Origin of the sequence: Blautia sp. 210820-DFI.6.14 (assembly GCF_020558815.1) — a bacterium.
Taxonomy (GTDB): Bacteria; Bacillota; Clostridia; order Lachnospirales; family Lachnospiraceae; genus Blautia_A; species Blautia_A obeum.
The window spans coordinates 1-511 of record NZ_JAJCKS010000097.1; the positions used below are offsets into that span (position 1 = coordinate 1).

The 511-nt window shown below is 55.4% G+C and carries 1 rRNA gene; it reads left to right on the top strand.

Annotated elements, in window-relative coordinates:
- Positions 1-503 (top strand): 16S ribosomal RNA (locus LI112_RS17890); the annotation flags it as partial.
- Positions 504-511: the final 8 nt, after the last annotated feature.

Sequence of the window (511 nt, forward strand, 5' to 3'; positions counted from 1 at the left end):
GGAGACAGGTGGTGCATGGTTGTCGTCAGCTCGTGTCGTGAGATGTTGGGTTAAGTCCCGCAACGAGCGCAACCCCTATCCCCAGTAGCCAGCAGTCCGGCTGGGCACTCTGAGGAGACTGCCAGGGATAACCTGGAGGAAGGCGGGGATGACGTCAAATCATCATGCCCCTTATGATTTGGGCTACACACGTGCTACAATGGCGTAAACAAAGGGAAGCAAGCCTGCGAAGGTAAGCAAATCCCAAAAATAACGTCCCAGTTCGGACTGCAGTCTGCAACTCGACTGCACGAAGCTGGAATCGCTAGTAATCGCGGATCAGAATGCCGCGGTGAATACGTTCCCGGGTCTTGTACACACCGCCCGTCACACCATGGGAGTCAGTAACGCCCGAAGTCAGTGACCTAACTGCAAAGAAGGAGCTGCCGAAGGCGGGACCGATGACTGGGGTGAAGTCGTAACAAGGTAGCCGTATCGGAAGGTGCGGCTGGATCACCTCCTTTCTAAGGAA